We start from the raw sequence: 4,244 nt of genomic DNA on the forward strand, positions 1-4,244 counted from the left end.
CTTGCGGGCCTCGTCCTCAACGGTCTGGGCGTGCACATCGAAACGGCCCGCCATCGACCGCATCTCGTGCGGGTCAGTCATAAAACGTGAAGGCATATCCTTTGCTCCTTAATCGTGTTGATCGGAAAATCACAGTGGCCGTCGCCCAAACGAAACGAATCGCATTCCTTCGTCAATTCTTGGGCGGCGCATGTCCGTTGGTCGGCAGGTACACGATGGCGGGCATATAGCCGGGGGGCGCGTGTCCGTTCTTCGGGAATCCGGCGGGTACTGGATACGCCGCTGCTGGCGACGCGTATTCCGGCTCCGGCGGGTATCCGGCGGATGGCGGGCGGGCCACCACGACGCGGGGCTTCCCGTATTTGGAAGCAACTGCGCCGCCTACGCCCGCTGCGGCGGCCACCCCTGCGGCCCGCCCCATCCCGCCCATCATTGGTAGCCCAGCTGCCAGTGGTAGCCCACCCGCCGCGCCCAGGTTGGCGCCCGGCAACGCCGACGCCAATGGCACGCCGCCCATCATCGCCGCCGCGGGTGTCGCGGCCCAGCCCCAGCTCTGCGGGACCGACAAGGTGCCTACTGAGGCTGCTTGCCCGAGGCCCGCCAGTCCGCCCAAGCCTGCAAAACCGCCTAGGCCCCCCGCAGCAGCCCCCACGCCCGCGGCGGCCATCGGGGCAGCAGCCATCGGAAATCCGCCGGCAGCAGCGACGGGGGGGATCATCGCTTGAGTGAGGGCAACGTTCATTGGCGTGCCTATGAGTGGCCCAATCGCGTCGAGTGCGGTAAACAGGCCAAAAAACGCCGTGTCCGAGATGGGTAAAGTAACGAGAGTGTTCAGCAAGCTTTCCCCCGTAGACCCAAGCCCCGCGATCCCAGTCGTGCCCGAAGTGGAAGTCACACCAAGGTCGTTCAGCAGGGTGGAAAGCAACGACGTCGACGATGTCGACGACGCGGCCGGCGATGCGAGGTTCTGTAGCGCCGAGGTAATCGTCGAGGTCAGCTGGGATAGCGCCGACTGCACGCCGTTGCCGGTCGCGGTGCCGCTAGCCTGAGTGACCGCCGCGGCCTGGCTGGCCGCGCCGGCCGGGTTAGTTGTCGACGGTGGCGTCGTGAACGGCGTGACACGTGCAGCGGCCGCCGAGCTGCCGGCATAGCCGTACATCGCGGTAGCGTCCTGGGCCCACATTTCGCCGTACTGAGCCTCGGTCGTGGCAATCGCAGGGGTGTTTTGACCAAAAACGTTGGTCGCGGTGAGCGCCGCCAATTGAGTGCGGTTGGCCGCGATCTCCGGCAACGGCACCATCGCCGTGAGCGCCGACTGATAGGCGCCCGCCGCCGCCCTCGCCTGAGCGGCCGTCTGCTCAGCTTGCCCGGCGGCGGCATTCAACCACGCCACGTAGGGCGTTGCCGCGTCCTCCATCAATGCCGACGACGGACCCTGCCATTCGCCGGCCAACTCCGAGATCGCCGAACCGTAAGAGGATGCCCCTGACTGCAATTCGGCGGCCAGCGTGTCCCAAGCGCTCGCTGCGGCCAGCATCGGCCCCGACCCTGGGCCCGCAATAATCCGCGCGGAGTTGATCTCTGGCGGAAAGGCCCCGAAATCCATGGCTGATCCTTCGGCTGCTTAGAGCGCCGCGGCCGCATTGGCGGCCTCGGTGGCCGCATACGATCCGGCGCTGATACCCAGCGTGTTCACAAACATCTCGTGAATCGCCGCGGCCTGGGCGCTCACCGCCTGGTACATCTGAGCGTGCGCGGCGAACTGCGCCGCGGTCAACGCGGACACCTCGTCGGCAGCGGCAGGAACTACCCCAGTGGTGGGACCCGCGGCGGCGGCGTTCCCTGCGGTCATCGAAGATCCAATGCCCCCCAAGGTGCTGGCGGCACTCCCCAGCAACTCTGGCTGCGTGGTCACAAACGACATGTACGTCTCCTTACGGAAGCTGAGGGCCGCTGTTCGGGCGGCGCCTGGTGCCACCGGTAGCTATATACCGGTTATCCGTGCAAACTCAATATTACATACTAAATGACGGATTACAAGCTCAAAAGGATATTTACAGTCTTGTGGTCTTATCAACGCATCCGTGCGTTCCGGCGCTCACGCGGATGCCTTCCCGATACGACGGCCCACATCGGCGAGCACCGTCGACAGCCCGTCGGCGGCGCGATCCACGGCGAAAGAATCTGCGTAATGACGCGCCGCCGCTGCACCCCGCAAGGTCGCGGTGAGCGGATCTGCCAGCTCATCGAATGCGGCAGTCAGGCCTGCCACGTCGTCCACCGCGATCGGGGGAAAGACCGGGGGCTGATATTCCGGTAAGCCGCCGACCGGTGAGACGATCGGCATGACGCCCAGATGCATCGACAGCATCTGCACGCCACTTTGGGAAGCAACACGGTAGTGCGCAACCGAACCCTTCGCCGCGGCCAGTGTGGAGACGACGTCCTCATAACGGTAATTGCCGGGGCGCCAACGGACGTAGGCCGGAAGGGTCCGGATGACCAGCGGACCGTTACCGATCAGCAGCAGCTCGTCGCCGCGCCAGCTGCCTCCGTCAACGTGTCGCTGCCAGGCTTCGAGGACGACGTCGATATTTTTTTGCGAGCCCAGCTGGCCGGCCACGACGAAATCGTGCCGCTGTTCGGGGCCGGCGAAAGGGGGAACCAGCGACGGATCCAGGTCGCTGCAGAGCGGCAACACGTTAACGGGCGTTCCAGCCACGTCGCGGCGGATGGCGACAGCGATAGCGGCGTAGTTGCTGTAGGTCACAGTGGCCGCGGAGCGAGATGCCCAGCGGTCAAACACGGCGCGCGCGAAGGCTCGCCGCCGTCGACCGCCCTCCTCGCGCCGCTCGTCGTGCACAAGCTGGATACGTGGGGTGCGCCCGGCCAGCGCGATCCAGCGAGGGTCGCGAACCTGCTCTGCGATCACGACGTCAGGCCGATGCTCACGTATTCGGCGCCAGGCAGCCAGCCACGTCGACGCCGTACGGAACCTCAGATCGAGCACCATCTCGTAGTCACGCCGCGCATCTGACTCCGGATGGCGATCCGTGGTCACCAACAGCACATCTATACCTCGCGCACGAAGCGCTTCGGCCTGCACCCGCGCCAGCGGACGCATCAGCGGCGAAAGCCACACCACCCGAAGTGGATTCGCGCCTTCAACAAGTTCGCGCGGGATGCCGGCACCGGTCAATGTCGTCACCTTGTCATGCTCTCGCCAGCGGTCGGTGCCGCCGCGATCACCTTTGGGCGCAACGTTCGATAAGTAGTCATGGCTATTTGACCCCATCACCGTTGCTCACCAACGCGATTGAGCTCTGCAAGGTTCGGGGAAAGATCAGTTGGCCGCCCCACTCGCCGATATAGCTGAGCTGCTCGACCAATTCGGCCTCAAGATCCCACGACAGCGCCAATACGACATCGGGATGGTCGTTACTGATGCGCTTCGGATCGTACGTCGGGATCCGCGTGCCGGGGGTGAAGCAGCCGTGCCTGTACGGATTGCGGTCCACGACGTAGTCGAGGAGATCGCTGCGAATCCCGCAGTAGTTGAGCATTGTTGTACCGGTGCCTCGCGCCTCATAGCCGACCACACGCTTGCCGTCGGCGCGGCACTGAAGCAGGAATCGTAACAGGTTGTGGCGCAACGACTCACTGTGCGGTCGCAACTGCATATAACCTTCGGCGCGGTGTAATCCCGCGGCTTTCTCGAGGCGCAGCACCTCGACGACCCGATCATTGGGCGGCGCGGCGATTCGCGCAGGACGAGCCCAGATGCGAAGAGAACCGCCGTATGTCGACAAGAGCTCGGCGTCGACGACTGATAGACCGGCGGTGGCCAGCGCACGTGTGGCCGAGAGTAGCGTGTAGTACTGAACGTGTTCGTGGTCGATTGTGTGAAACTGACTGTCACGTACCAGCTTCAGCGCATGGTGCACCTCTATGCTCAGCCATCCATCGTCGGCAAGCAGTGTCCGCAGGGATCGCGTGAAACCCCTCAAATCCGGCACGCGGGCGTAGATGTTGTTCGCTACCAACAGATCTGCTGGACCGTATTCACCGCGTACTTTTCGTGCCAATGACTCATCCAAGACGTCTGAGACCGTGGGCACACCGCGCTCGCGCGCGATGACGCCGACATTCACCGATGGCTCGATCCCCAGGCAGGGTATGCCCCGCGCGGCCGCATGTTGAAGTAGGTAGCCGTCATTGCTGGCGACCTCCACCATGAATGACTC

4 protein-coding genes and 1 pseudogene are annotated in these 4,244 nt (G+C 64.3%); all 5 read right to left on the minus strand.

Features of this window, described 5'->3' with window-relative positions:
• Positions 1–96, minus strand: a pseudogene (locus tag WAN02_RS11915) (WXG100 family type VII secretion target); the annotation flags it as partial.
• Positions 97–172: 76 nt separating this feature from the next.
• Positions 173–1,606 (minus strand): PPE family protein, encoded by a 1,434-nt coding sequence (locus tag WAN02_RS11920; protein WP_422264375.1) that lies wholly within the window; start codon positions 1,604–1,606, stop codon positions 173–175.
• Positions 1,607–1,624: 18 nt separating this feature from the next.
• Positions 1,625–1,924 carry a PE family protein gene (locus WAN02_RS11925; protein ID WP_422264376.1) on the minus strand — a complete coding sequence of 100 codons (300 nt, stop codon included), beginning with the start codon at positions 1,922–1,924 and terminating at the stop codon, positions 1,625–1,627.
• 174 nt (positions 1,925–2,098) lie between these two features.
• Entirely contained in the window at positions 2,099–3,145 is a 1,047-nt protein-coding gene (locus WAN02_RS11930) for a glycosyltransferase (protein WP_422264378.1), read from the minus strand.
• 136 nt (positions 3,146–3,281) lie between these two features.
• Positions 3,282–4,244: class I SAM-dependent methyltransferase (locus tag WAN02_RS11935; RefSeq protein WP_422264377.1), on the minus strand; the 963-nt coding region annotated here is incomplete at its 5' end.

Source organism: Mycobacterium sp., from assembly GCF_049281135.1.
Classification (GTDB): Bacteria; Actinomycetota; Actinomycetes; order Mycobacteriales; family Mycobacteriaceae; genus Mycobacterium.

Coding starts and splice junctions, on each gene's coding strand:
- WAN02_RS11920 (WP_422264375.1), bottom strand. CDS start 1,606: ATGGATTTCGGGGCCTTTCCGCCAGAGATCAACTCCGCGCGGATTATT.
- WAN02_RS11925 (WP_422264376.1), bottom strand. CDS start 1,924: ATGTCGTTTGTGACCACGCAGCCAGAGTTGCTGGGGAGTGCCGCCAGC.